The following is a 24700-nucleotide window of genomic DNA, read 5'->3' as shown; positions in this document are numbered from 1 at the left end:
GACGCGGTCAGTATCCAAGCGGCGGCGCCGGCTCGTTCACCGGTTCGGCGACGCGCATCTCATCGGTGTTGTCGGTCGCCAGTTCGTCATAGGCGCGCCAGGCGAGAACGAGCAGAAAGGCGAAGAAGGAAAAGGAAATGACGATCGCCGTCAGGATCAGCGCCTGCGGCAGCGCATTGGCGGCGGGACCGGTTAGAACATCTGCGTCTTCGGCGATGACCGGCGGAACGGCGCGTGTGAGGCGTCCGCCGGTGAAGATCAGCAGGTTCACGGCGTTGCCCAGAATCGCGACGCCCAGGAGCACGCGGATGATGAATTTCGACAGCAGCAGATAGACGGCAACGGTGAAGAAGATGCTGACGAGCAGGGAAAACCAGGCCTCCATCACGCCCCTCCCCGTTCTTCGAGCGAGAGCGCTACCGAGCTGATCGCGCCGATGACGACCAGATAGACCCCGGTATCGAACAGCATGACGGTGGAAAGAGGGATCTCGACGCCGAGAACGGATGGATAGATCCAGAGCCCGGTCATGAACGGCACCCGCACGACGATCGAGATGAGGCCCGCGACGGTCGCTGCGAAGAGCCCCGCCCCGGCAATTGCCATCGGGTGGAAGAAGATCGCCCGGCGGACCGTCTCGACGCCATGGGCAATGCCGTAGATCGCCAGCGCCGAAACGGCGATCAGGCCGCCGATAAAGCCGCCTCCGGGCGCATTGTGGCCGCGCAACAGGACAAAGATCGAGAAGAGTATCATCAAGCCCGTGAGGAACGGCGCCACGGTCCGCAAGATAATCGACTTCATACCCGCTCCTCCACATGCGCCTCATCGGCGGCGACTTCCATGGGCACCCCGCGCTTCAGCGACCCTGCCCTCAGCCGCACGAGCGCGAGAATGGCGAGGCCGGCAATCATCACGACGGCGATTTCGCCGAGCGTGTCCGTGCCGCGGAAATCGACGATGATGACGTTGACGACATTGGCGCCATGCGCAATCGACTTCGAATAGAGATTGAAGAAATCCGTCAGCGTCGTATCGAACGGCACGCCCGTGACCTTGAGGAGAAACAGCCCGAAACCAAGCCCGCAGGCGAGCGCGATCGCGAAGTCGGGGAGCTTCTGGGCAAGTGGCCGGTGGTCGGAGGGCGACAGCCGCAGCCGGGTCATCACCAATGCCAGCACGACGACAGAGAGCGTCTCGATCATGAATTGGGTGAAGGCAAGATCCGGCGCGCCGTAGAGCAGGAAGATCACGGCGACCGCGAAGCCCTGGATGCCGAGCGAGACGATCGCGGTCAGCCGATCGGTCGCCAGCACCACGGCAAGAAGGCCGGCGACGGCGATCGCCATGATCGCCAGCTCGTGCAGCGGAACATCCGAGGAAAAGAACGGAGCCCGTGGAAATTCGCCGTAACGGAGCGGCACCGCCAGCATCGCGACGGCGACCAGAACGAAGGTGGCCGTCATATAAACCTCGAAGCGGCCACTCTGCAGCCGACGGGTCACCGCGACGGCGAGGCCCACGAGGCCGCGCATGAACTGGTCGAAACCGCGATTCGGTCCCCAGCCGATATCGGCAAGAATTGCCGCCACGGCGGCGCGCAGGCGAGCGAGATTGATGTAGAAGGCGATACCGGCAAGCACCGTCAGGCCGGAAAGCAGAAGCGGCACGCCGAAGTGCGGCGCGAGAGAAATCGCCACGGTCCGCGGTTCGCCAGCGATGGCCGAGGCCATCGGCGACGTGACGAGCCGGTGCGCGAGCCCGGACATCAATGCGATGGAGATGCCCTTCAGCGCAAGTATGGCGGGGCCGAGCCAGAGAAGAAGCGGCGCCTCATGCACGGGCTTCAGCGTCGCCGCTTTCGGCCCGAGGAACGGCTTCAGCGCGATCGCGAAGGCGACGGCGAACATCAGCGCGTTGCCGAGAACAGTCAGGGCCACGAAGACCATGGAGCGACGGTCGGAGCCGGCAAGTGCGGCGTAGATTTCCTCTTTCGCTAGGAACCCGAAAGAGGGCGGCAGGCCGCCCATCGACAGTGCCGCCGCCAGCGCAACGGCAAAGGTCAACGGCATGGCCGAGCGCAGGCCGCCAAGCCGCGTGATGTCGCGCAGGCCGGTCTCATGGTCGATGATGCCGGCCACCATGAACAGCGCTCCCTTGAAGAGCGCGTGCGCCACGAGATAGAGCGCTGCAGCCTCGATCGCGTACGGGACGCCGAGTCCGGTGAGCATGACCAGGAGACCGAGCGACGACATCGTCGTGTAGGCCAGCATCAGCTTCAGCTCGGTCTGGCGCACGGCCAGAACCGCGCCGGCAACCAGAGTCGTCACGCCGAAAAGCGGCAGGAGAACCTGCCATTCCGGCGTGCCGCCGAGGACCGGATTGAGCCGCATCAGGAGATAGACCCCTGCCTTCACCATCGTCGCCGAATGCAGATAGGCCGAAACCGGTGTAGGCGCTTCCATGGCGTTCGGCAGCCAGAAGTGAAAGGGAAACTGCGCGGACTTGGTGAAGGCGCCGCCGAGCACGAGGAGAAGGGCTGCGAGATAGAACGGGCTCTCCTTCAGTTCGCTGCCAAAGGAGAGCAGCAGCGAGAACTGGGTGACGCCGCTGACGTTCCAGAGGATGAGAAGGCCTGCGAGCAGGAGGAGGCCGCCTCCCCCCGTCACGACGAGGGCCTGCAGCGCTGCGCGCCGGGCGGCCTCGCGGCCGTGATCGAAGCCGATCAGCAGGAAGGAGGTTATCGACGTCAGCTCCCAGAAGACGAAGAGCATCAGGAAGCTGTCCGATACGACGAGCCCCTGCATCGAGCCCATGAACATCAGGATGAACGAGAAGAAGCGCCCTTGCTGGGGATGCCCTTTCAGGTAGCCGCCGGAATAGAGCACGATGAGGGCTCCGATGCCGGAGATCAGAAGGACAAAGGTCAGCGACAAGCCGTCTATCAACCAGGAGAAACTGACGTTGAACGACGGTACCCAAGCGTAGCCGCCCGTGACGATCTCACCGTTCGCGATCTCCGGAACGAAGGCTGCAAAACGGGCGAAGATCGCGAGCGGCGCGAGCGCCAGCAGCCAAGCGGCATACTGGCCGAGAAGGCGCGTCAAAACCGGCGCGAAGGCGGCCGCGGCGAAGGGAAGACCAAGGGCCAGGAATGTCAGGGCCGCGGTATCCATCTTCTCGGCGCGCTCCTTCTGGTTTGATCATTCGGTCAAGCTTGCATCGGACATAGAAGAAGGGCGGTTCCGCCTCAAGAGAAATCGGGCGTGAACGGAGTTGTGCGACGGATATACTGTGCAAAGCGCAACAATTCGCCGGCCGATCGAGGGAAGGACTCGTAAGGCGGTGATGATCTTCGAGGAGGGTTGACCGCTGTTCCGGCGGGAACTGCAGCGGCCGACGCATCGATATCGGATGGTGCTTAAAACGGGATCGATTTGAGATAGAATGAACCAGCAGCTCGCACTCGCAGCGACCTTCACGCATCTGCTGTATGTTTCCTTAAATCGGAGCCGAGTTAAGGATAAAAACGTGCAGTAGTTCAAAGTGCTACAGCGGCCTTCGTGTGATAAGACGCGCGGCGCCGTAGGGGGCCGCGCTCGGAAGGAATGGCTGCAGGTCGAATAAGCCGAGGAGACGTCCCCGCATGCGTCGTGCCTTTATTGCCGCTGTTCTCCTTCCGGCGCTTGCCCTGCCCGCCGCAGCCGACGACGATTGGCATCCCTATGCCAATCCCCGCTTCGGCTACACAGTCGACATACCGCCCGGATTCGAGCTGCGTCAGGAGCCTGACAACGGCGATGGCGCGAGCTTTCTTTCGGACGATAACGGTGCGACGCTAATGGTGTTCGGCACCCATCCGCCTGACGGTGACTTTGAAACGGACGTCGCCGAGCGGATCGGCTATGAGAAGCAGGACGACTGGCGGATAATCTTTTCGCGCATCACGCCGGCTTGGGCCAGCTTCTCGGGTGCGCGCGACAATGACATCTTCTATGCCCGGGCAATCGCGCTGTGCGACGGCAGCGCCGCCTATTTCAGACTGCAGTACCGCAAGAGCAAGCTCACAAGCTTCGACGGCGTCATCTCGCGCATGGCCGAAGCGTTGCGGCCGTCGGAAGGCTGCCAGGCTGCGCCCGATTGAGCCGAAACGCGAGCCCTGTCGGCACTCCAGTTGATCAGGATACGGTCGCGCCGCTGATGCAGGTGAGAACCGCCGAATAATGTACGGCCGACCCTGCGACGACGAAGCCATGCCAGATCGCATTCTGAAAGCGCAGGCGCTCCCAGACGTGAAAGATCACGCCGATCGTGTAGATGACGCCACCGACGACGATGAGAATGAGCGTCGTTTCGCTGAGGGCCGCGAATAGCGATCGCGCAGCGAGAAGGCCGCTCCAGCCCATCGCCAGATAGAGCAGGATCGCCAGGCGATCGAAACGGCCCGGGAGAAGGCACTTAATCACGATGCCGGCAATCGCAATTGCCCAGATGCCGATCAGCATCGAGAACAGGAAGGGGTCATCCCAGCCGCGCTGCAGAAACGGCGTATAGGTCGAGGCGATCAACACGAAGATGGCGGAGTGATCCAAGCGACGCAGCAACCACTTGGTCCGGCAGATCGGAAAGAGATTGTAGAGGAAGGAGACCGAAAGCGTGATGATGAGACCGGCGCCATAGACCGAGGCAGCGGCAAGCTGACCCGAGGTGCTCCAGACGGTCGCATAAAATATCAAGGCAGTCACGCCAACGAGTGCGGCGGAAAGCCCGATCCCGTGGACAATCCCATCGGCGATCAACTCCGATCGGTCATAGTTCCATTTTACGCCGCCGATATCCACGAGGCCCCTCCCGCTTCGGTCCCGATATCCGCATGCGCTGCGTCGAAACGACGATGCTTCCCGTTCGTCGTTAGCCGCCGATCGCGCCCTCTTTCAACAGTATGAACGGGAGGAGGAGCTCCGAGACGACGGCCCAGTCTCCCATCCCGCTGCAACTCATCGTGCCACAGAGCGAGCCCCTGGCAAAGCGCCAGGACAGGGCGAAAGGATCAAATTTTGCAACGGATTACAACAATTGCCGGACTTCGATTCGAAGCCGCGTGCCCCGTGCACAAACGCCCGCACGAGGCACGATCAGAGCAACATCGCTTGCGTGACGGTTGCACCGGACGGCGCGAAAGCGCCAACGCTATCTCGCCCTTCCTGCGACCTCGGCGGCACAGGTCTGGCAGAGCGGCGCGTGCGGGACGGCGCGCAATCTTTCCGGCGCTATCGGATCGCCGCAACGCGCGCAGATACCGAAGGTCCCAGCCGCAATCCGGTCGAGTGCAGCGTCGATCGCGCGGATCTCGCCCTGGCCTGCAAGGCCGAGGCCTTCCAGCACCTCGTCCCCTTCTCGTTCCGTGACGCGATCCGGTACATCGGCGTTCATCGGCTGGTCGAGATCTTCCTCGATCTTTCGTAGCCGGCCATTGAGTTCGCGTTTGCGGCGCAGAAGCTGTTCGCGAAAATCGTCAAGCGCGTACTTGTCCATTGCGGGGCTCCTTCGAGTCGCGGCGCAGTTCGGCTGCGCCGCCTTTTGTTTTTGGCATTACCGATCGACGAGGACCGCGCAGGGGCAATGGCTGACGACGCGGCTGGCGGTCGAACCGATGAAATAGTCGATCAGACCCGGACGGTGCGACGCGATGATCACCAGATCGGCATTCTCCTCCTCGGCAAGAGCATTGATCGTACCGGCCGCTCCGCCGGTGCGGATTTCTATGCGCCCTTTGATGCCGTGCTTGGTCTTCAGCGCCTCCAGCGTCTTGACCGCGTGCTTGCGCGATTCCTCGATCATCTCGAGTGGAAAATCGACGATCATGTAGCCTTGGGCATAGGCATTCAGGTCCTCAACGACATTGAGCAGGATAATTTCTCCTCCTTCGTCAATCAGTTTTTCTGCGATGCGGAGGACAGATTCGCCGTGCTCCAACTGATCCATGGCGATCGGGACGATGATCTTCTTGTACATAACCGCTACGTTCCTTCTCTGGCCCTCCTCCGGGTCGCCGGCGCGACATGCGAGGCCAATCCCCTAAGTTACGATGATCTTGGCTTGAGCCAACTCAATTCCCTACGCGGGATACGGGCGAAAACCGCCTCAGATCCCCTCCTCCCGCGCCGACCAGAAATTGCGCAAAGGCGGCAGTCCGAGCATTGATTGAAATCAAATCGGCCGCCGCTCGTGCGCTCGCATTGCCCTATGATGAGGTAGAGCGTCCGCCATGACTGTCAACGTTCGTCGAACACAACATCAAGTAATATAATAGCTTTCGTGAACGTATTCACGTGCTCATATTGGGTTACAGTTTGAAGGACATCGGGCGGGCGTCGCCCCACCCGAAAGGCGAAGATAATGGAAAACACAGCAGGACCGAAAACGACCAGCCTTCCGGCCGACCACGCGATCGCGATGCCGGCTTTTGTCGAGCGCTCCCATCTCGTCGTCCAGGATCTGCAGGCGGTATCGGCCTGGTACCAGCGGATCGTCGGCCTCTCGCCGATTGAGGAGAGCAAGAGCGGTGTAACGCTCGGCGCCGCCGGAAGGCCCTTGCTGACGCTGACGAGCGACGGGAATGCGGCGAAGGCACCCCGTAGCGCGCCCGGTCTTTTCCATCATGCGTTCCTCGTTCCCGGCCGCAAGGAACTCGGCCGCTGGCTGGCACATGCCGTCGAGAATGGGGTGCGCCTGCAAGGGGCATCCGACCACCTGGTCAGCGAAGCGATCTACCTCGCCGATCCCGAGGGCAACGGCATCGAGATCTATCGCGATCGCCCGCGCGACGAGTGGACTTACCAGGAGGACGGCACAGTGGCGATGAAGACGCTGCCGCTTGACCTGCAAGCCCTTTACGACGAGGCCCCGAAGGGTGCTTGGAACGGCCTCGCCGACGGCACCACGATCGGCCATATCCACCTGCAGGTCTCGGATATCCCCCAGGCGGACGCCTTCTTCCGCGATGCCTTGGGACTCGATCTCATGGCCCGTTACCCGGGAGCGAGCTTCTTCGCCTCAGGCAAGTACCATCACCACGTTGCTGCGAACATCTGGAACTCGCGCGGCGCCCCGAAACGCGAAGGCAAGATGACCGGTCTCGTCGACTATACGATCCGTTTCAACGATGCGGCGGTGCTCGCCGCAGTGATCCGGAAGCTTGACGCGCTCGAAATAGCGGTCAACAGCGAAAACGGCATCCATAGTCTCACGGACCCGTGGGGCATCGGTCTCAAACTTGCACCATAGGCGCCGCACTCACCGCAGGCGGGGCTTGCGACCGGCCTTAGGCCGGCATGTCGCAGACCATGGCGACGAGCCGCAGGACAAGCGGCCGGACGATCAGCACGCAGACGAAGGCAACCGGCATGGCGAGCGCATAGGCGCCGATGACCCGTGCCGGATAGTCCGCATCGATACCGCTATTGGCGGCGACGATCACGCCGGACATGAGGAAAGCCATGATCGCCGACATGAAGAAGGCGAAGGCAACGGGCACGGCTCTGGACGGCAGCTTGCGGTTACGCGCGGCGCGAAGCCGCGGCATCGTATCTTCGGACATTGAAAACTCCTGAAAGGTCGGAGGAATGCTCCATCGGGATTGCCGCTACTATACGGCCGCACCGAGCGTGCGGTAGCCCATTGCCGCCTTGTTCAGAATTAGGCAAAACTATCGAATAATGATCCCAATTCGATGGAATAGATTATGGACACGTTGCGTGGCATCGAGAGCTTCGTGCGGAGCGTCGAGGAAGGCAGCATCGCGGCGGCCGCCCGCAAACTCGGCATCACGCCGGCCGCGGCGAGCCAGAACATCGCAAGACTCGAGCGAACGCTCGGCACGCGGCTCCTCAGCCGGACCACCCGCCAACTGGGTCTCACCGAGAGCGGGCGTCTCTACTATGATCGCGTGCGCAGCGTCATTCACGATCTGGAACAGGCGGCAGCGGCCGTTTCGGCTCTTCACGAGGAACCCCGCGGGCAGCTAAAGATCTCCTCGTCGGTGGCTTTCGGCCGCCATGTCATCTCGCCCCTCGTTCCGCCCTTCGCCGCACGCTATCCGGATGTGTCGATCGAGCTCGTGATCACCGATCGCAGCATCGATCATATCGGCGAAGGGATCGATATCAGCGTGCGCTTCGCCCAACAGCTCGAACCGGGCCTTATTGCGCGCAAGCTTGGCTCGGTGCCTATGATCATCTGCGCCGCCCCCGCCTATATCGACCGGCGCGGCCGTCCGGAGACGCCGGACGACCTGCAGCATCACGACTGCCTGACCTACCGTTTCGCGGTCGATGGCCGGCTGTTCCGCTGGGGCTTTGTGCGGGACGGCTTGCGCTTCGAGCCCGAACTGCGCTCGACGATCATCAGCAACGACATCGACACGCTGGCCCAAATGGCGATCGCGGGCGCGGGCGTCACGCGGCTCGGCGCCTTCATCGCCAATCCGCTGATCGAACAAGGCCTGCTGGTGCCGCTCTTCGGCGGCGATACGACCAAAGGCATCGCCAGCGTTGCCCATGAGCCCCTTGATTTCTATGCCTGCTTCCTCGACCGGCACGCAGAGACGCCGAAGGTGCGCGCCTTCATCGAGCATGCGGTGCAATCGCTGAAGGGGCGGTGGTGACAGTGGCTTTTCGCCGGTCACACCCTCGACCGCTTTCCGCTTGATCGTGGTGATGGCCGCCTCTATCTCATTGTTCCCCATAGAACCGATCCCGGAGACACCCTTTGTCCGTTTTCAAGAACCTGCCCGCCGCACCCGTCGCCCCGAAGAAACCGGTTGCGGATACCCGCCACGGCATAACTCGGACGGACGATTACGCTTGGCTTAGGGCCGACAATTGGCAAGCGATGTTCAAGGATCCTTCGATCCTCGATCCGGAAATCCGCAGGCACCTTGAAGCGGAAAACACCTACATGAACGCCGCCATGGCGGACACCAAGGACCTTCAGAAGACGCTGTTTGCGGAGATGCGCGGCCGCATCAAGGAGGACGATTCCTCCGTACCGATGAAGGACGGCGCCTTCGCTTACGGAACATTCTACGTGAAGGGCGGCGAGCATCCGCGTTATTTTCGAATTCCGCGCAACGGAGCCGCACATGACGAGTCGATCCGCCAGGTGCTGCTCGACGGTGACAGAGAGGCCGAGGGCAAGGCCTATTTCCGCATCGCCGGCCTCGATCATTCGAGCGACCACTCGCGAGGGATCTGGGGGTACGACGACAAGGGATCGGAGTATTTCACACTGAAGGTGCGCGACCTTGCGAGCGGCGACGATCTTACCGACGTCATCGAAAATACCGGTGGCGGTGGCGCCTGGGCACCGGACGGCAAGAGCTTCTTTTATACCGTGCTCGACGAAAACCACCGGCCGTCGAAGATCTATCATCACGTCATCGGCACGCCGCAGACCGACGACCGGCTCGTCTACGAGGAAGCAGACCCGGGCTTCTTCATGTCGGTCGGCGGCTCGCTACTCGACGACTTCATCTTTATCGACATCCATGACCACCAGACCAGCGAATACCGGATCATCCCGACCAGGGATCTGGCCGCCAAACCGAAGCTCGTGGCCGAGCGCGTGACGGGTCTCGAATACTCGATGACCGAGGGTGGTGACGTTTTCTATGTTCTCACCAATGCCGACGGGGCCAAGGATTTCAAGATCATGGAAGCGCCCGTAGAGGCACCTGAGAAGGAAAACTGGCGCGAGGTCGTGCCGCACCGGCCGGGCACGTTGATCCTCAGCCACATGGCTTATGCTCGCCATCTCGTCTGGCTACAACGCCGCAATGGCTTGCCGGAAATCGTCGTCCGCGACCGCAGGACCGGCGAGGAACACGCGATCGCCTTTGCCGAGGAAGCCTATTCCCTGGGTCTCGCCGGAGCGGCCGAATACGACACCGACGTCATCCGTTTCTCCTATTCGTCGATGACGACGCCCTCGCAGCTTTTCGACTACGACATGCAGACGCGCGAGCGCTCGCTGCTAAAGACCCAGGAGGTTCCCTCCGGCCATAATCCCGACGACTACGTGACCCGCCGCGTCTTCGCTCCGGCTCCGGATGGCGCGGAAATCCCGGTCACGCTTCTCTACCGCAAGAATACGCCGCTCGACGGTTCCGCACCCTGCCTGCTTTACGGCTACGGCGCCTACGGCATTACTATCCCGGCCAGCTTCAACACCAATTGCCTGTCACTCGTCGACCGCGGTTTCGTCTATGCGATCGCCCATATCCGCGGCGGGAAAGACAAGGGCTTCCAATGGTACGAAGACGGCAAGATGGCGAAGAAGGGCAATACGTTCAAGGACTTCATCGCCGCGGCTGACTATTTGAATCAGCAGAGGTTCACCTCTTACGCGAACATCGTCGCCGAGGGCGGTTCGGCCGGAGGCATGCTGATGGGCGCGATCGCCAATATGGCGCCGGAGAAATTCCGCGGCATCATCGCCGCTGTCCCCTTCGTCGATGTCCTCAATACCATGCTCGACGACACGCTGCCGCTGACTCCGCCGGAATGGCCCGAATGGGGCAATCCGATCGAGAGCGCGGAGTTCTACAATATCATCGCCAGCTATTCGCCCTACGACAATGTAGAGGCCAAGCCCTATCCGGCGATCCTGGCGCTCGGCGGGCTCACCGATCCGCGCGTCACTTATTGGGAACCGGCCAAATGGGTGGCGAAGCTGCGCGAGAACACGACCGGCAACGAGCCGATCCTCTTGAAGACGAACATGGACGCCGGTCATGGCGGCGCTTCGGGCCGCTTCCAACGGCTGGAGGAGATCGCCTTCGAATATGCCTTCGCCATCAAGGTTGCAGGGAAGATGTAGGGGGAGAGCCGGTGCCGGTCTATGTAGCGCTGCTCAGAGCGGTCAATGTCGGCGGTACGGGCACGCTGCCGATGGCCGAACTTAAAGCGATTTGTGAACGGCTCGGCTTCGCGGACGTCAAGACCTACATCCAGAGCGGCAACGTGCTCTTCCGGTCCGAGCTCAGCGAGGCAGAGGTGCAGGCAGGGCTCGAGTCGGCGCTGGCGGAGCGGATGGGCAAGGCTCCGGGCGTTCTGCTGCGCAGCCGGCGCGAACTCGATGCGGTCGTGTCGCAAGCGCCTTTTCCGCATGCCAAGCCCAACTTGCTCCTCGTTACCTTCCTGCCTGAACCGACGGCGGCCGACGCGCTCGACAAGCTCGTGGCGCCGGGTGGAGAAGAGGTGCAGATCCACGGGCGGGAAATTTACGTCCACTATCCGAACGGATCCGGACGATCGAAGCTCAAGCTGCCGGCGCTGAAGCCTGGCACGGCGCGCAACCTCAACACCGTGCGCAAGCTTGCGGAAATGGCGGCGGCGATGGAGGAGGGCCAAGCCTGATCGGTTTTTTCAAGGCTGACCGGCAGGCTGGAAGAGCAGCCGCACGAAAGTGCGGAAGACGAGCACCTGATCCGGCAGGCTCTTCGGCTCCTTGAGCGCCTTCGACAGCACGATGCCGCCTTCGAGGACGGTCGAGACCATATCGGCAAGCTGATCGGCATCGAGCGGCTCGCGCGGCTTATGAACCTGCATGATGTCGCGGAACATGGCGCCGAAGCGGCGGCGCCACATCAGCGCCGCTTGCCGATTGATCTCCCGAATTTCCCGATCGAAGGCGCGTTCCTGCGTGCACATCGTGGCAACGAGGCAGCCGGGATGACCGTTCGGCAGGTCCGAGAGCAATTCGGAAAGAAGCTTGAGGCCGATCAGAAAAGCCTGCAGCGGATCATCCGCAAGTTCGCGCGCCCGTCCGAAGATCTCGTCGTAGATGCGCTCGTCATTCTCGATGTAGCGCTCGAGCAATGCCTTGGCGAGCTCATTCTTATCGCGGAAATGGTAGAAGAAACCGCTCTTGGTGATGCCCGTTTCGACGATCAGTTCGTCGATCGAGGTCGCTCCGAACCCCTTTGCCAGGACTGCGGCTTCGGCGGCATCGAGGATCTTCGCGCGCGTTTCCCTGCCCTTTCGCATGGTGCGCTCCTGTACCGTCAGTACAGTTTTCGCTTCGGAAGTCGGCGGCGAGCCATTCGCCTGTCGCCGGGATCTTATGCCAAGTTCCTAATGTAACATCGGTATGCGGATTATTGGGCCATAGTGTACCGCAAGCCGGCTAGTTTAGCAGACGATAAAACGGCAGAAATTCTTCCGACTTCGCACCGGAGCGTCCGCTAAGAACAGGAGGGAACGATGGAACACGAACTCGCCAAGTACCGACACGACCTGCCGCTTCTGCGAGGAGGCATTTTTCTCAGCGACGGCGGCATGGAGACGGCGCTGATCTTTCACGAGAGAGCCGATCTGCCGCATTTCGCGTCTTTCGTTCTGCTGTCCTCGCCTGAAGGCCGCCGGCAGCTTCTGCGCTATTACACGCGCTATCTGGAAATCGCCCGATGCCATGATACCGGATTCGTTCTTGACACGGCCACATGGCGCGCCAACGCCGATTGGGGGGCGAAACTCGGTTACGATGCTCAAGCCCTGGATCAGGTCAATCGCGACGCGGTCTATTTGCTGACGGAACTGCGCGCGCAGTACGAGCGGCCTCAGGTGCCACTCGTGTTCAACGGCGTTATCGGTCCGCGCGGCGACGGCTACAAGGCCGGCCTGATGAATGCGAAAGAAGCGGAGGACTACCACGCTGCCCAGGTTGCCTCCTTTGCCGACAGCGAAGCCGACATGGTGACGGCGGTCACTATGACGAACGTTGACGAGGCGATCGGCGTGGCAAGAGCGGCGAGGAAGCACGGCATGCCTTGCGCCATCTCGTTCACCGTCGAGACCGACGGGCGGCTGGTGACGGGCCGCTCCCTCCAGGAGGCCGTGGAAACAGTGGACGCCGAGACCGGCGGCTATCCGCACTATTACATGATCAATTGCGCGCATCCGAGCCACTTCGAGCAGAGCCTCGACCAGCGTCAGGCCTGGGTGCGGCGGATCGGCGGCATCCGCGCCAACGCCTCGACGAAAAGCCATGCCGAACTCGATGAAAGCGAGACACTGGACATTGGCGACATCAGCGATCTCGCGCGGCGCTATCGCACATTGACCGGCCGCATGCCGCACCTGCGGATTCTCGGCGGCTGCTGTGGCACCGATCATCGCCATATCGCGGCGATATGCGAGGCCTGCCTGCCGCTTTCCGCGCTCAGCGCATGACAACGCACACTCCTGCCCTCCCGCCAAGGCGGCGGGAGGGGCAAACCCCCGACCTCGCGAAAAGCGAACGGCTCGTGTAGACTCGTCGGGAAAGGGCGGCCGGAAATCCCTCAGCACCGCCGCTGGAGTGTCATGAACCAGATATCCTCGCAACAGGCCTCCGGTACGTCGCCGTTCCGCTTCGACAACAGCTATGCCCGGCTGCCTGCCAACTTCTATGCCCGCGTCGAGCCGACGCCGGTGGCGGAACCCTGGCTGATCAAGCTCAATCGAACGCTTGCAGAAGAGCTTCAGCTCGATATCGCAGCGCTCGAACGCGACGGGGCCGCGATCTTCTCGGGCAGCAAGGTTCCGGAGGGTGCGGAGCCCCTCGCAATGGCCTATGCCGGCCATCAGTTCGGCACGTTCGTCCCGCAGCTCGGCGACGGTCGCGCGATCCTGCTCGGGGAAGTGATCGACAGGAACGGTCGACGCCGCGACATTCAGCTCAAGGGGTCGGGCCAGACGCCCTATTCTCGCCGCGGCGACGGACGGGCAGCCCTTGGTCCGGTGCTGCGCGAATATATCGTCAGCGAGGCGATGCATGCGCTCGGTGTGCCGACGACTCGTGCGCTCGCCGCAACCGTCACCGGGCAGCCCGTTTATCGCGAGCAGATTCTTCCGGGCGCCGTTTTCACCCGGGTCGCGGCGAGCCACATTCGCGTCGGCACGTTCCAGTTCTTCGCCGCGCGCGGCGACATGGAATCGGTCAAGACGCTTGCCGACTACGTGATCGACCGCCACTATCCCGAGCTAAAGGACGACGAGAAGCCCTATCCTTCCCTGTTCAAGGCGGTCGCGGCGCGCCAGGCGGCCTTGGTTGCAAGGTGGTTGCATATCGGGTTCATCCATGGGGTGATGAACACCGACAACATGACGATCTCCGGAGAAACCATCGATTTCGGTCCCTGCGCCTTCATGGACACCTACGACCCGAAAAAAGTCTTCAGCTCGATCGACCAGTTCGGCCGCTACGCCTATGCGAACCAGCCGGCGATCGGCCAGTGGAACCTCGCCCGTCTCGCCGAAACGCTCGTGCCGCTCTTCGATCCCGTGGCCGACCGGGCGGTGAACCTCGCCAACGACGTGCTCACGGAATACGGCTCGATCTTCCAAAACCATTGGCTCGATGGCATGCGCCGCAAGATCGGCCTGTCGATGGCGGAAGACGGGGACCTCGAACTCGTGCAGTCGCTGCTCACCTTGATGCACAAGGGCAACGCGGACTTCACCCTCACCTTCCGGCGGCTTGCGGCATCCGCGGAAGACGCGAAGGCCGATGCGCAGCTCTTGAGCCTCTTCGGCAATCCGGAGGCTCTGGCGCCGTGGCTTACGGACTGGCGCCGTCGGCTGGAGCGGGAATCGCAGCAACCGGCCGAGCGAGCCCAAACCATGCGCGCTGTCAATCCGGCCTTCATCCCTCGAAACCACCGCGTGGAGCAGGCGATCGAGGCAGCGATCGATGGCGCGGATTTCTCGCTCTTCGAGGCACTGCTCGACGTAACCGCCAAGCCCTATGACGCTCAGCCGCAAAGCGCCAGCTATGCGGAGCCGCCGAAGCCCGGCGAAGAGGTGCTGCAGACCTTCTGCGGCACGTGATCGCAGCCGACCGCCTTTTCCACTTGCACGACGCGCTATTGAAGGGCGCGTGTGTCCGCGTTACCTCTGCAATCAATGCGGACGCTTCAGGGAACGATGCAGCGTTCACATTGTTAGAGCAGCCTCTGCGTATGCAAAGTGCGGGGGGACCTGCGAGCGAACGTAGGGAGCCCGCGGAGACAAGCTTCAGCGCTCCGGCGCCAGCCGGGTAGCTTTCCGGATCCGTTCACACCTACGCGCATGCTTCGACGGCGCCGCAGCGTCCCGCAACCTCGGGGAGTTCGAATTCATGCCCATCCTTGCGACGGCCATCCTCTTCGCTCTGATCGGCCTCGGGCTCGTCGGCGGCGGAACGAGGCTCGTGCTGCTCGGCGGCAGCCCCTATTACATCGTCGCCGGCCTGGGGTTCCTTGTCACGGGGCTCCTGCTTTTCCGCAAGAACGCTGCGGCGCTCTGGGTCTATTCGGTGATCGTCCTCGGTTCGCTCGCCTGGGCCATCTGGGAGGTGGGGTTCGACTGGTGGCAGCTCGGACCCCGAGGAGGAGTGATCATCGTCCTCGGGCTCTGGCTGCTCACGCCCTGGATCCGGCGGCCGCTCGGCTTCGTCAGCCCTACGGGCGAGCGCTACAGCGCCAACGCCTGGCCGCTGATGCTGGCCAGCGTGGTTGCGATCGGTGTCGCGCTCTACTCGATGACGCAGGATCCGCACAACATCCGTGGCGATCTGCCAGGCGACGTCGTTGCCGCCAATCCCAATCTCGGCGGCAACATACCGCCCGGCGAATGGCATCATTACGGCCGCACTCTCTTCGGCCAGCGCTATTCGCCGCTCGACCAGATTGACCGGCAAAACGTCGCGAACCTCCGGGTTGCGTGGCAGTACCAGACCGGCGACGTGAAGCTGCCGGAAGACGTCAGCGAAACCACCTATCAGGTGACGCCGCTGAAGGTGAAGGACACGCTCTATCTCTGCACGCCGCACAACTGGGCGATCGCGCTCGATGCCGCGACCGGCAAGGAGAAGTGGAAGTATGATTCCAATTCCGGCATGAACCCGGACCGTCAGCACCAAACCTGCCGCGGCGTCACCTATTGGGCCGATCCGGCCGCCGCCCCCGGCAGCCCTTGCGCCGAGCGCGTCTATCTGCCGACATCGGATGCGCGGCTGATCGCGCTCGATGCAACGAGCGGTCAGGTCTGCACGAGCTTTGCCGATAACGGCGTCCTGCACCTCGAACAGGGCATGCGGTATAATCCGGCCGGCTACTACTACTCCACCTCGCCGCCGGTCGCGGTTGCCGGCAAGATCATCATCGGCGGCGCCATCAACGACAACTACTCGACACAGGAACAATCCGGCGTCATCCGCGCCTTCGACATCGATACCGGTGCGCTCATCTGGAACTGGGACAGCGGCAATCCCGAGCAGACGGCACCGCTGCCGCCCGGCCAGTTCTATACGACGAATTCGCCGAATAGTTGGTCGGTCTCCTCGGTCGATGAGGGCCTCGGGCTGATCTACGTCCCGCTCGGCAATCAGGTACCCGACCAGCTCGGCATGGGGCGCAGCGAGCATGTGGAGAAATATTCCTCCTCGATTGTCGCTCTCGACATCAATACCGGCGCGGTGCGCTGGGTCCGGCAGACCGTGCACCACGATCTCTGGGACATGGACGTACCGGCGCAACCGGCCCTCATCGACATCACCAAGCAAGACGGGACCGTGGCGCCTGCACTCGTCGGGCCGACCAAGCAGGGCGACATCTATGTGCTCGATCGGCGGACCGGAGAACCGATCATTCCGGTCGAGGAGGTGCCGGCTCCGGGCGGCGCGATTTCCGAGGATTTCACGGCACCGACGCAGCCGGTCTCCGGCCTCACCTTCATGCCGCCGCCCCTCACGGAGCGCGACATGTGGGGCATCACCATGTTCGACCAGCTTGCCTGCCGCATCGAGTTCCGTTCGTTGAACTATGCAGGCCGCTACACGCCGCCCTCGCTCGAAGGCACGATCGTCTATCCGGGCAATTTCGGTGTCTTCAACTGGGGTTCGGTGGCCGTCGATCCGGAACGCCAGGTGATGTTCGGGATGCCGACTTATCTCGCATTCACGTCACGGCTCGTGCCGCGCGACGAGATTCCGCCGAAGGGCGAAGGTGAAAAAGGCAGTGAACAGGGGCTCAACCGCAACGAAGGCGCGCCCTACGGCGTCTATATGGGCCCGTTCCTCGGCCCCTTGCAGATCCCCTGCCAGGCGCCGCCCTGGGGTTTTGTCGCCGGCGCCGATCTCAGGACCGGCAAGATCGCCTACAAACGCAAGAACGGCACGGTCTACGACATGACGCCGCTGCCCCTTCCCTTCAAGCTGGGCGTTCCCGGAATCGGAGGACCGATGATCACCAAGGGCGGCGTCGCCTTCTTGGGAGCAGCGGTCGATAATTTCCTGAGAGCCTACGATCTCACCACCGGCGACCAGCTCTGGGAGGCGCGGCTTCCCGCCGGCGGCCAGGCGACGCCGATGACCTACATGGTCGGCCAGAAGCAATATGTGCTGATGGTTGCCGGCGGGCACGGCTCGGTCGGCACCAAGCCGGGCGACTACGTCATTGCGTATACCTTGCCGTAGAAGCGTCGCGAGGTCTTTCGAATGGTTGATGACGAGGGCGACAAGCCTATATAAAGCTCCAGAAGCTATAGCTATGGAGCTCGCATGTACACGATTGGCGACCTGGCCCGGCGTACCGGCGTCAAAATTCCGACCATTCGCTACTATGAGCAGATGGGGCTGCTTGCTGCGCCGGAACGGTCCGAAGGCAACCAGCGGCGTTATGAGAAGCGTGAGCTCGAGCGCCTTGCCTTCATCCGCCACGCGCGCGATCTCGGCCTTTCGATCGACGCGATCCGCGACCTGCTGGCGCTCAGCGAACATCCCGAACGCCCCTGCGGCGAGGCGGATCGAATCGCGACGGAGCACCTCGCCTCCGTGCGCGAGAAGATCGCCCGACTGAAGAAGCTCGAGCAGGAACTCGAGCGCATCGTCGCCTGCCATGGCAATCACACGATCGGCGACTGCTATGTCATTCGCGCGCTCGCAGATCATTCGCTGTGCGAGAGCGAGCATTGATCCGCGTCCCGCTACAGCGCCGCGCGTCCAATCGGACGCGCAAAGGTCGCTGTAGCACTTTGAGTCGCTGCATCATGCAGTAGGCCCCGAAGAATCCTCGTTGACAAATTCCGGGAAATGGACAATCTACGCGCATGATCAAGAACGCACCCATTTCCTGCGTATATTTTTGGCTGTTCCGATAGGAGCGGCCTGCTGATCATATTCAACAAGGCCGCCATCAGGCGGCTTTTGTTTTTCACGGCACCTGATGGCGGCGGGACCATGAGGAGCCGAGAATGCTGCAGACCGTAACCCCCAATCTCCATGCCGTTCCGTCGATGCGTGCACCGATCGTGACGATCCGTTGCGCGAAGCCGCGTGACCTCCCAGGGCTGCGTGAGATGATCGCCGAACTCGCCGCCCATCACGGCGATGCCGCGCCGATCACGCCCGAACAACTCGAGCGGGACCTCTTCGGACGCACGCCCTGGATCACCTCGCTCGTCGCCGAAGCCGGCGGTGCGTTGATCGGCTACGCGATCCTCGTGCCGCAATACCGGGCTGTCGAAGGGGCGCGCGGGATGGAGTTGCATCATCTCTACGTTCGCCCCGGTCACCGCGGCACCGGCATCGGCCGCCATCTCGTCGCCAAGGCCCGCGAACAGGCGAAGATGGCCGGTTGCGAATACCTCTCCGTCAGCGCCGCCACCGGCAACTTCCAGGCGCATCGCTTCTACGAGTCCGAGCGCTTCGTTCCGCGCCCGGTCACCGGCATGCGCTACCTGCAGAAGCTCTAGCTCGTCGTTTCATGCATGTCCGAAGACCGCTGCGCACTGCAGCGCCGTAAAACGCAGGAGCGACATGCATCAAGACGCCGGCAGGGCCTTCAGATAGGCGGCGATCGCCTCGCGGTCGGCAGGTGGAAGCTTCGCCATGTTCTTCTGTACGTCGACCATCGAGCCGCCGACCGTGTCGAAATCCGGCGTGAAGCCGGTCTCGAGATAGGAGACGATATCGGATGCGCTCCAGTTGCCGATACTCTTCGAGCCCGGCGTGATGTCGGGGATGCGACCCTCGCCCTCGGGATTCGGCGCGCCGGCGAGCCATCTCCCCTCCTCGAACCCGCCGAGCGCATTGCGGGGCGTGTGGCACTCGCCGCAATGCCCTGGCCCCTCGACGAGGTATTGTCCGCGGGCGAGCTTCGCATCGGCGGTATTCACGTCGGCACGCGGCTCGTCGGTGAGGAACAGGAGTTTCCAGCCGCCGAGCGCCAAGCGGATATTGTAGGGAAACGGTAGGTCGTGCGGGGGCGCCACATTGGCGCTCTTCGGCAACGTCTGCATGAAGCCCCAGAGATCATTTACGTCCTTCGCGGTCATTCGCGAATAGGAGCCATAGGGGAAGGACGGATAGAGATGCTCGCCATCCTTGCCGACGCCGCGCGTCATCGCATTGCCGAACTCCGCGAGTGTCCAGTTTCCGATGCCGGCGGTCTCGTCCGGCGAGATATTCGGCGGATAAAAGGTGCCGAAGGGGCTCTTCAGCGTTCGGCCGCCGGCAAGCACCAGCCGCTGGTCTTCCGGCGCTCTCGGAGCGGCATGACAACTGACGCAGCCGCCGGCCCAGAACACCTGTTCGCCATTGGCGACGTCCGGTTCGCCAAGTCCCTGCCAATGCGCGGCGTCCCACGGATTGGGCTTCGTCAGCCACCAAAGGGCGCCGGCGGCGACCGCGGGGAGCAGGAGCACACCAAAGAGCAGCTTTCTTCTACGCCGACCCATCGGCACCTCTTCAGGCATTCGCGTCAGACAAGAATGCGCCAGCCAAGCCGGCACACCTTCGACCAGACCGTGATCTGCTGGTCAAGATTGGCGGGAGATGGTCTCGTCAGTCTTTCTTCAGGCGATAGCTCTCATGACAGCTCGAGCAATCCTTGCCGAGAACGCCTAAAGCGGCCCCGACGCCGGCCTGGTCGGCAGGAAGTTCGGCGAGGAGCTTCTCCGCGTCGCCGCCGAGCTTGGCGGCCTTCGCCTTGAAGTCCTCCATGTTTTCCCAGATCTTCGGACTCGCCTCGGTTTCCATGCCGGTTTCCGAGCCCGCCGGGAAATGATTCGGGAAGACCTTCACCGTTTCGCTGATCGTCGCCAGCGATGCCTTGACGATCTCGGCGTCGTAGGGCTTTTCGCCCTTCGCTATGCCGCTGAGAGCGCCTGTGGCCTGACCGACCTTCTTCATTAATTGCTGACGTACCGCCTGCGGCTCGTCGGCTGCCGTCACTGCGGTCACGCCCAGACCCGCCAAGGCTGCAGCAAGCATAAAAGCTCTCACTCTCATCATGATCTCCCGGTCAGTCGAACCCGCTCGAGCGGCGTCCTGTTGAAGCGCCGGCATGATGGCATTTCGGCTTTTCGACGGAAGTAACATTTTGTTGATGTGCTTGTCATTTCAGCGGAATTCGCCGCGCAATACCTGACGGCGCGGCGCCAATCCGAAGATTTCAAAAAACATGAAAAGGACAATCATGTTTAATACTTGCGGGAACGCGGCGCTCAGGAAGCGCCGCCCCAACCCTGCCATACGGTGAAGGCGGCGATGACGACGAGCAGGAAACCGGCGGCGCGGCCGATCGCAACCGTGGCAGCCGGAGTGCCGACGATGAAATCGCGGCCGCGGCCCGCGGCAAGCGCGAGCCCGCCATAGACGGCAAGCTGCGTCACCGCGATCATCAGCGCCATGACGGCCGCCTGGGACCAGACCGGACCGAACTGGGGCTTCAGGAACTGCGGATAGACAGCAAGCATGAAGAGGTAAGCCTTGGGATTCATCAGGCTCGTCAGCGCCCCCTGGCGAAAGCTTGCCCAATGCGTGAGCCGCGCTCCGCCCTCCACGCCGCCGATGATGATCGAGCTGCGCATGAGGGTGAAGCCGATCCAGGCAATATAAGCAGCCCCGGCAACGAGCAGCAGATTGAAAAGCTGCGGCACCAGATGCAGGACGACACTGACGCCGAGCGCAGCATAGAGCGTGTGCAGCACGCCGCCCGCCATGATCCCCGCCGTCGCCGATAGGCCCGAGGTGCGTCCGCCGGTCAACGCATTGGCCAGGACGAAGACCATATCCATGCCGGGAACGATGATGATGCCGAAGAGAAGGGTGAAGAAGAGCCAGAGGTTTTCCGCGTAGGTCATGTCAGTTGCTCATAGAATTTGGATAAGGTGCGAAACCGGATTGCTGTTTTTTCAATCCGTTGGCACATGCTATATCGCTGTCCAACTGACAGGGTCTTGTCAGGAGCCTTTGCAGCACAAGGGGGTCCGGCCATGCGCAAGGCATCGCGGCTTTTCGAGATCATCCAGATATTGCGGCTTGCCGGCAAACCGGTGACGGCGGCCGTGATCGCCGAGTCCCTTGAGGTCACGCCGCGCTCGATCTATCGCGACATTGTCGCGCTGCAGGCGATGCGCGTGCCGATCGAGGGCGAGCGCGGCATCGGCTATATCCTGAGACCCGGCTTCGATTTGCCGCCACTGATGTTCTCGATCGAGGAAACGGAAGCGATCGTGCTGGCGCTGGCCCTTCTGGCGCGCACCGGCGACGAGGAGCTGAAGTCGGCGGCGCGACGCGTCAGCCAGAAGATCACCGGCGCCGTTCCGGAGCCCCTGCGCAAGGCGTTTCAGTCGCAAGCCCTGCACGCCTGGGGGACGATCGCGCCGCCGCCGCCATCGGTCGACCTCGCCATGATTCGCAGGGCGATCCGCGACGAGCGGAAGCTGGCGCTCGACTATCGCGACGAGCTCGGCCGCGCGACGGAACGTACGGTACGGCCGCTGGCGCTCATCTACTATTCCGAGCATGCGATGATGGTCGCCTGGTGCGAATTGCGCGAGGATATCCGCAACTTCCGCGCCGACCGCGTGGAGTATTGCGAGCCCGTCGACGCCTATTTCCGCGGCGAAGGCAACCGGCTGAGACAATTATGGATCGCCGGCTGGAAGACGAACGCGGTGCGGCCGCTTGAGGCGGAGGACGCGTAGGCGAGCATCGCCGGAGCACGCCGCAATCTGTTCCGCCACGAGCCGCAACCAAAAGGCCCGGCGCAAGGCCGGGCCGATTTTTCTGCCGAAAACGGGCGAAACCGCTTACTTCGCGGCCGCTTCATAGAGTTCGAGGACGTAATCCCAGTTGATGAGATTGTCGACGAAGGCCTCGAGATATTTCGGGCGAGCATTGCGGTAGTCGATGTAATAGGAGTGTTCCCAAACGTCGACGCCGAGGATCGGCGTTGCGCCGTGGACGAGCGGGTTTTCGCCGTTCGGGGTCTTCGAGATTTCCAGCTTTCCGTTCTTCACCGAGACCCAGGCCCAGCCGGAGCCGAACTGGGCGGTACCGGCAGCGATGAAATCGGCGCGGAACTTGTCGTAGCCGCCGAGATCGGACTTGATCGCCGCGTCGAGCTTGGCCGGCAGGCTGGTGCCGCCGCCGCCCTTCTTCATCCACTTCCAGAAGTGGATGTGGTTGTAGTGCTGCCCGGCATTGTTGAACAGCGGCTGATTGGTGCCGTAGGACTTCTTGACGATTTCTTCCACGGAAAGGTCGGAAAGACCGGCTTCTTCGGCGAGCTTGTTGCCGTTCGTCACATAGGCGAGGTGATGCTTGTCGTGATGGTATTCCAGCGTTTCGCGCGACATATAGGGCGCGAGCGCCTCGTAGTCATAGGGAAGGTTCGGCAATTCGAAAGCCATTGTGGCATCTCCTCTTGGCATGGGATTTCGTCACGGAAATCTGTGAGCGGGAACATAGGCAGCGCCTTGGCCGGAGGCAACCGATGCGGTGCCAAAATTTCCCTAACCCACGAAAAATACTTTCTTTGCAAACGCAGCGACAACCTCGGCAAGCGGGTGACGTGCGGGTCTCGACGCACGACTTTCCGAACCTACTTAAAACAGTGAGAGGCCACGACCGGCCTAACCGTGCCACAGGAGGAGAGAATGGAATTCCACCAGGGACGGCTCATCGATCACGTGCATCTTCGCGTCGAGGACCTCGCGGTCAGCAAGCGATTCTACAAGGCAGTGCTTGGTGCGCTCGGCCACCGGCCGACCTACGAGACCGACGCATTCTTTGCGTTCGACGAGTTCTTCGTCGACCAGGCGGATGATTATCGGACCCGCGTCCATCTCGCCTTCCAGGCCGCCGGACCGGATGCCGTGCACCGGTTCTATGACGCGGGCCTCGCCAATGGCGGCACGGACAACGGCGCGCCCGGCGAGCGCAGCTACCATCCGGGCTACTATGCCGCATTCGTCTTCGATCCGGACGGCAACAATGTCGAGGCCGTCTATCACGGTCCCGCGACGCGCTCTTCGCCGGATGTGGTCGTGCGTCCGATCGAACCGTGACCCTGCTGCATGTTCCTCAAATCGTAACCGATTTAAGGACAAAAACATGCAGTATTCAAAGCGCCCCAGGGACGTTTGCGCGTCTGATAAGACGCGCGGCGCCGTAGTGGCCGGGAACAGCACGGGCAGGCTCAAGCGCCCGATCCAGCCGATGCCGGAGGATATCGCGGCGCGGCTGCGCGAGCGGGGCCTCGAAACTGCTTATGCGGCCCGCCGGCCTATCAGCGCAACGACTATCTCGGCTGGATTTCACAGGCAAAGCGTGAAGCAACCCGCGAAAAACGCATTGCCCAGATGCTCGACGAACTCAAGGCCGGCGGCGAGTATATGCGCATGCCTTATCGCGGGCCACGCGGCGGAGAACAGGGCAAGACGGCGACGGCCTATGCGTCGCCGCTCGAATGCGCCCAATCCATGTAGAGATCGCGGGCCTTGGCTGTGATCGAACCGGCCTGCAAATCGCGATCATCGAGCCGGGTCACCGGCAGCACCTTGGAGTAGTTGCCGGTGGTGAAGATTTCGTCCGCCGTCTCGAAATCGGCCATCGTCAGCGTCGTCTCGATCACCTCGAAGCCCGCCTCGCGCAGGAGGCCGATCACGCGCGAACGGGTGATGCCGGCAAGGAAGGTTCTGTTCGCGGCCGGCGTGAAGACGACGCCGTCCTTCACCATGAAAATGTTCGAAGAACCAGTTTCGGCGATATTGCCGAGCATGTCGCGCACCAGCGCGTTGTCGAAGCCGCGCGAGCGCGCCTCCTTGAGGATGCGGGCATTGTTTGGATAGAGGCAGCCGGCCTTGGCATCCGTCGGCATGCATTCGAGCGTCGGCCGGCGGAAAGGCGAGAGCGTCAGCGCCGATCCGGCATGGCTGTTGCCCATCGGAGCCTCGAACAGGCAGAGCGCGAAGCGGGTCGATTCCGGATCGACCGCGACGACGCTCCAGGAGCCATGCTCGCCCCAATACATGGGCTTCACGTAGATCGCCGTCTTGCCGTCGAACTTCTTCACGCCCTCCCAGGTCAGCGCCTCGATCTCCTCCGCCGCCATGGTCGGCTTGAGGCCGAGCGCTTCTGCGGACCGATTGACGCGCTGGCAGTGAAGGTCGAGGTCCGGCGCGATGCCGTCGAACCACCGGGCGCCGTCGAACACGGTCGAGCCGAGCCACATGGCATGGGAGGCCGGCCCGATCAGCGGCGGATTGCCGGAAAGCCATTCACCGTCGACATAGGTCCAGGTGATGGATCGGGGGGATGTATCGACGGCCATCGGCGTCTCCTTCTCGTCTCGTCCTCTATTCGCTCTAGCCGGAAAAAGCAGAATTGGGGT

At 62.4% G+C, this 24700-nt stretch carries 26 protein-coding genes; 13 read left to right on the top strand and 13 right to left on the bottom strand.

All coding sequences use genetic code 11. The annotated features are described in order from the left end of the window. Window positions 1-7: 7 nt before the first annotated feature. From AYK65_RS05040 to AYK65_RS05030, 3 genes are read right to left on the bottom strand one after another with little or no spacing between them, the layout of a single operon-like run. Window positions 8-385, bottom strand: a complete 378-nt coding sequence (locus AYK65_RS05040; RefSeq protein ID WP_026612771.1) for a Na+/H+ antiporter subunit C — start codon at window positions 383-385, stop codon at window positions 8-10. Continuing rightward, the gene (locus AYK65_RS05035) at window positions 385-804 is read right to left on the bottom strand and encodes a Na(+)/H(+) antiporter subunit B (protein WP_026612772.1); all 420 of its coding nucleotides are present in this window, start codon (window positions 802-804) and stop codon (window positions 385-387) included. The genes AYK65_RS05040 and AYK65_RS05035 overlap by 1 nt, the downstream gene beginning before the upstream one ends. Then, entirely contained in the window at window positions 801-3176 is a 2376-nt protein-coding gene (locus tag AYK65_RS05030) for a putative monovalent cation/H+ antiporter subunit A (RefSeq protein ID WP_026612773.1), read from the bottom strand. The genes AYK65_RS05035 and AYK65_RS05030 overlap by 4 nt, the downstream gene beginning before the upstream one ends. Window positions 3177-3646: 470 nt before the next feature. On the opposite strand from AYK65_RS05030, the gene AYK65_RS05025 reads away from it, so the two are divergent. Beyond that, window positions 3647-4144, top strand: coding sequence for a hypothetical protein (locus tag AYK65_RS05025; RefSeq protein ID WP_026612774.1), 498 nt, complete (start codon window positions 3647-3649; stop codon window positions 4142-4144). A gap of 34 nt (window positions 4145-4178) precedes the next feature. Here AYK65_RS05025 and trhA read toward each other — a convergent pair whose 3' ends face one another. The 3 genes from trhA to AYK65_RS05010 form a co-directional block, all read right to left on the bottom strand. Beyond that, entirely contained in the window at window positions 4179-4841 is a 663-nt protein-coding gene (gene trhA, locus AYK65_RS05020) for a PAQR family membrane homeostasis protein TrhA (protein WP_026612775.1), read from the bottom strand. A 349-nt stretch (window positions 4842-5190) separates the two neighbouring features. Then, complete coding sequence (locus AYK65_RS05015; protein ID WP_026612776.1) at window positions 5191-5535, bottom strand: TraR/DksA family transcriptional regulator; 345 nt, start codon at window positions 5533-5535, stop codon at window positions 5191-5193. 57 nt (window positions 5536-5592) lie between these two features. Next, the gene (locus AYK65_RS05010; RefSeq protein WP_026612777.1) at window positions 5593-6015 is read right to left on the bottom strand and encodes a universal stress protein; all 423 of its coding nucleotides are present in this window, start codon (window positions 6013-6015) and stop codon (window positions 5593-5595) included. A gap of 384 nt (window positions 6016-6399) precedes the next feature. Between AYK65_RS05010 and AYK65_RS05005 the strand changes: the two genes are divergently transcribed. Continuing rightward, window positions 6400-7287, top strand: coding sequence for a VOC family protein (locus AYK65_RS05005; RefSeq protein ID WP_026612778.1), 888 nt, complete (start codon window positions 6400-6402; stop codon window positions 7285-7287). Between the two features lie 37 nt (window positions 7288-7324). Here AYK65_RS05005 and AYK65_RS05000 read toward each other — a convergent pair whose 3' ends face one another. Next, a complete protein-coding gene (locus tag AYK65_RS05000) occupies window positions 7325-7600 on the bottom strand; it encodes a DUF2798 domain-containing protein (protein WP_026612779.1) in 276 nt (91 codons plus the stop codon). A 144-nt stretch (window positions 7601-7744) separates the two neighbouring features. Between AYK65_RS05000 and AYK65_RS04995 the strand changes: the two genes are divergently transcribed. The 3 genes from AYK65_RS04995 (at window position 7745) to AYK65_RS04985 (ending at window position 11417) form a co-directional block, all read left to right on the top strand. After that, on the top strand, window positions 7745-8665 hold the full coding sequence (locus AYK65_RS04995; protein ID WP_026612780.1) for a LysR family transcriptional regulator: 921 nt from the start codon (window positions 7745-7747) through the stop codon (window positions 8663-8665). A gap of 104 nt (window positions 8666-8769) precedes the next feature. Continuing rightward, complete coding sequence (locus AYK65_RS04990) at window positions 8770-10878, top strand: S9 family peptidase (RefSeq protein ID WP_046118409.1); 2109 nt, start codon at window positions 8770-8772, stop codon at window positions 10876-10878. Between the two features lie 11 nt (window positions 10879-10889). Beyond that, window positions 10890-11417, top strand: a complete 528-nt coding sequence (locus AYK65_RS04985; RefSeq protein WP_026612782.1) for a DUF1697 domain-containing protein — start codon at window positions 10890-10892, stop codon at window positions 11415-11417. A 9-nt stretch (window positions 11418-11426) separates the two neighbouring features. On the opposite strand, the gene AYK65_RS04980 is transcribed toward AYK65_RS04985, so the two are convergent. Then, entirely contained in the window at window positions 11427-12047 is a 621-nt protein-coding gene (locus tag AYK65_RS04980) for a TetR/AcrR family transcriptional regulator (protein WP_026612783.1), read from the bottom strand. A 216-nt stretch (window positions 12048-12263) separates the two neighbouring features. Here AYK65_RS04980 and AYK65_RS04975 point away from each other — a divergent pair, with 216 nt between their 5' ends. From AYK65_RS04975 to AYK65_RS04955, 5 genes are all read left to right on the top strand, one after another. Beyond that, window positions 12264-13232 carry a homocysteine S-methyltransferase family protein gene (locus AYK65_RS04975; RefSeq protein WP_081157988.1) on the top strand — a complete coding sequence of 323 codons (969 nt, stop codon included), beginning with the start codon at window positions 12264-12266 and terminating at the stop codon, window positions 13230-13232. Window positions 13233-13364: 132 nt separating this feature from the next. Then, on the top strand, window positions 13365-14870 hold the full coding sequence (locus AYK65_RS04970; RefSeq protein WP_081157987.1) for a protein adenylyltransferase SelO: 1506 nt from the start codon (window positions 13365-13367) through the stop codon (window positions 14868-14870). Window positions 14871-15159: 289 nt separating this feature from the next. Beyond that, window positions 15160-17496: a glucose/quinate/shikimate family membrane-bound PQQ-dependent dehydrogenase gene (locus AYK65_RS04965; protein WP_081157986.1), complete on the top strand. Its 2337-nt coding sequence runs from the start codon at window positions 15160-15162 to the stop codon at window positions 17494-17496. A gap of 84 nt (window positions 17497-17580) precedes the next feature. Continuing rightward, window positions 17581-17994, top strand: coding sequence for a MerR family transcriptional regulator (locus AYK65_RS04960; protein ID WP_026612787.1), 414 nt, complete (start codon window positions 17581-17583; stop codon window positions 17992-17994). Window positions 17995-18272: 278 nt separating this feature from the next. Continuing rightward, window positions 18273-18773 (top strand): GNAT family N-acetyltransferase, encoded by a 501-nt coding sequence (locus AYK65_RS04955; protein WP_046118413.1) that lies wholly within the window; start codon window positions 18273-18275, stop codon window positions 18771-18773. Window positions 18774-18842: 69 nt separating this feature from the next. On the opposite strand, the gene AYK65_RS04950 is transcribed toward AYK65_RS04955, so the two are convergent. The 3 genes from AYK65_RS04950 to AYK65_RS04940 all read right to left on the bottom strand — a co-directional run bounded on the left by AYK65_RS04950 (window position 18843) and on the right by AYK65_RS04940 (window position 21164). After that, a complete protein-coding gene (locus AYK65_RS04950) occupies window positions 18843-19757 on the bottom strand; it encodes a c-type cytochrome (protein WP_081157985.1) in 915 nt (304 codons plus the stop codon). A gap of 106 nt (window positions 19758-19863) precedes the next feature. Further along, complete coding sequence (locus AYK65_RS04945; RefSeq protein ID WP_026612790.1) at window positions 19864-20310, bottom strand: c-type cytochrome; 447 nt, start codon at window positions 20308-20310, stop codon at window positions 19864-19866. Window positions 20311-20525: 215 nt separating this feature from the next. Continuing rightward, on the bottom strand, window positions 20526-21164 hold the full coding sequence (locus AYK65_RS04940) for a LysE family translocator (RefSeq protein WP_026612791.1): 639 nt from the start codon (window positions 21162-21164) through the stop codon (window positions 20526-20528). A gap of 132 nt (window positions 21165-21296) precedes the next feature. Between AYK65_RS04940 and AYK65_RS04935 the strand changes: the two genes are divergently transcribed. Further along, the gene (locus AYK65_RS04935) at window positions 21297-22010 is read left to right on the top strand and encodes a helix-turn-helix transcriptional regulator (protein ID WP_046118415.1); all 714 of its coding nucleotides are present in this window, start codon (window positions 21297-21299) and stop codon (window positions 22008-22010) included. Between the two features lie 105 nt (window positions 22011-22115). Here AYK65_RS04935 and AYK65_RS04930 read toward each other — a convergent pair whose 3' ends face one another. Further along, complete coding sequence (locus tag AYK65_RS04930; RefSeq protein WP_026612793.1) at window positions 22116-22718, bottom strand: superoxide dismutase; 603 nt, start codon at window positions 22716-22718, stop codon at window positions 22116-22118. 246 nt (window positions 22719-22964) lie between these two features. On the opposite strand from AYK65_RS04930, the gene AYK65_RS04925 reads away from it, so the two are divergent. Next, complete coding sequence (locus tag AYK65_RS04925) at window positions 22965-23375, top strand: VOC family protein (RefSeq protein ID WP_026612794.1); 411 nt, start codon at window positions 22965-22967, stop codon at window positions 23373-23375. A 246-nt stretch (window positions 23376-23621) separates the two neighbouring features. Continuing rightward, window positions 23622-23795 (top strand): YdeI/OmpD-associated family protein, encoded by a 174-nt coding sequence (locus AYK65_RS32880; protein WP_244559951.1) that lies wholly within the window; start codon window positions 23622-23624, stop codon window positions 23793-23795. On the opposite strand, the gene AYK65_RS04915 is transcribed toward AYK65_RS32880, so the two are convergent. After that, window positions 23759-24640 carry a branched-chain amino acid aminotransferase gene (locus AYK65_RS04915; protein ID WP_081157984.1) on the bottom strand — a complete coding sequence of 294 codons (882 nt, stop codon included), beginning with the start codon at window positions 24638-24640 and terminating at the stop codon, window positions 23759-23761. The two genes, AYK65_RS32880 and AYK65_RS04915, sit on opposite strands and share 37 nt — an antisense overlap. Window positions 24641-24700 lie beyond the last annotated feature (60 nt).

It is taken from the genome of Ensifer aridi, from assembly GCF_002078505.1.
Taxonomy (GTDB): domain Bacteria; phylum Pseudomonadota; class Alphaproteobacteria; order Rhizobiales; family Rhizobiaceae; genus Sinorhizobium; species Sinorhizobium aridi.
This window is presented reverse-complemented; position numbering and strand designations above follow the sequence as displayed.

Coding starts and splice junctions, on each gene's coding strand:
- AYK65_RS05040 (WP_026612771.1), bottom strand. CDS start 385: ATGGAGGCCTGGTTTTCCCTGCTCGTCAGCATCTTCTTCACCGTTGCC.
- AYK65_RS05035 (WP_026612772.1), bottom strand. CDS start 804: ATGAAGTCGATTATCTTGCGGACCGTGGCGCCGTTCCTCACGGGCTTG.
- AYK65_RS05030 (WP_026612773.1), bottom strand. CDS start 3,176: ATGGATACCGCGGCCCTGACATTCCTGGCCCTTGGTCTTCCCTTCGCC.
- AYK65_RS05025 (WP_026612774.1), top strand. CDS start 3,647: ATGCGTCGTGCCTTTATTGCCGCTGTTCTCCTTCCGGCGCTTGCCCTG.
- AYK65_RS05015 (WP_026612776.1), bottom strand. CDS start 5,535: ATGGACAAGTACGCGCTTGACGATTTTCGCGAACAGCTTCTGCGCCGC.
- AYK65_RS05010 (WP_026612777.1), bottom strand. CDS start 6,015: ATGTACAAGAAGATCATCGTCCCGATCGCCATGGATCAGTTGGAGCAC.
- AYK65_RS05005 (WP_026612778.1), top strand. CDS start 6,400: ATGGAAAACACAGCAGGACCGAAAACGACCAGCCTTCCGGCCGACCAC.
- AYK65_RS05000 (WP_026612779.1), bottom strand. CDS start 7,600: ATGTCCGAAGATACGATGCCGCGGCTTCGCGCCGCGCGTAACCGCAAG.
- AYK65_RS04995 (WP_026612780.1), top strand. CDS start 7,745: ATGGACACGTTGCGTGGCATCGAGAGCTTCGTGCGGAGCGTCGAGGAA.
- AYK65_RS04980 (WP_026612783.1), bottom strand. CDS start 12,047: ATGCGAAAGGGCAGGGAAACGCGCGCGAAGATCCTCGATGCCGCCGAA.
- AYK65_RS04975 (WP_081157988.1), top strand. CDS start 12,264: ATGGAACACGAACTCGCCAAGTACCGACACGACCTGCCGCTTCTGCGA.
- AYK65_RS04970 (WP_081157987.1), top strand. CDS start 13,365: ATGAACCAGATATCCTCGCAACAGGCCTCCGGTACGTCGCCGTTCCGC.
- AYK65_RS04965 (WP_081157986.1), top strand. CDS start 15,160: ATGCCCATCCTTGCGACGGCCATCCTCTTCGCTCTGATCGGCCTCGGG.
- AYK65_RS04960 (WP_026612787.1), top strand. CDS start 17,581: ATGTACACGATTGGCGACCTGGCCCGGCGTACCGGCGTCAAAATTCCG.
- AYK65_RS04955 (WP_046118413.1), top strand. CDS start 18,273: ATGCTGCAGACCGTAACCCCCAATCTCCATGCCGTTCCGTCGATGCGT.
- AYK65_RS04950 (WP_081157985.1), bottom strand. CDS start 19,757: ATGGGTCGGCGTAGAAGAAAGCTGCTCTTTGGTGTGCTCCTGCTCCCC.
- AYK65_RS04945 (WP_026612790.1), bottom strand. CDS start 20,310: ATGAGAGTGAGAGCTTTTATGCTTGCTGCAGCCTTGGCGGGTCTGGGC.
- AYK65_RS04940 (WP_026612791.1), bottom strand. CDS start 21,164: ATGACCTACGCGGAAAACCTCTGGCTCTTCTTCACCCTTCTCTTCGGC.
- AYK65_RS04935 (WP_046118415.1), top strand. CDS start 21,297: ATGCGCAAGGCATCGCGGCTTTTCGAGATCATCCAGATATTGCGGCTT.
- AYK65_RS04930 (WP_026612793.1), bottom strand. CDS start 22,718: ATGGCTTTCGAATTGCCGAACCTTCCCTATGACTACGAGGCGCTCGCG.
- AYK65_RS04925 (WP_026612794.1), top strand. CDS start 22,965: ATGGAATTCCACCAGGGACGGCTCATCGATCACGTGCATCTTCGCGTC.
- AYK65_RS04915 (WP_081157984.1), bottom strand. CDS start 24,640: ATGGCCGTCGATACATCCCCCCGATCCATCACCTGGACCTATGTCGAC.